Raw genomic sequence first — 218 nt, 5'->3', positions numbered from 1 at the left:
TTGCTGCCGCCGGTGCTTTTGCACAATATGCAGCCGTTCCGCACCACCTGGTCCGCCTGGTGTGAACTGTTCACCGTATTTTTGCCGGTGTGGTGGTACTTTGACGGGCAGCGGCAGGAACATCAGGGAGAGGATGAACGCCCCGCTGGTGAGAAAATGCTGCCAGGGGGATGCCTGCAGGGTACGTGCCATCTGGAGAATCCCCAGATCATCGCATC

The 218-nt window shown here is 58.7% G+C and carries 1 protein-coding gene; it reads left to right on the top strand.

From position 1 onward, the window contains the following. A partial coding sequence (locus H6B10_RS17400) for a hypothetical protein (RefSeq protein WP_204652557.1) occupies window positions 1-218 on the top strand: 218 nt, incomplete at both ends.

This window comes from Gemmiger formicilis, from assembly GCF_016901605.1.
In the GTDB taxonomy this organism is placed as follows: domain Bacteria; phylum Bacillota; class Clostridia; order Oscillospirales; family Ruminococcaceae; genus Gemmiger; species Gemmiger formicilis_B.
This window is presented reverse-complemented; position numbering and strand designations above follow the sequence as displayed.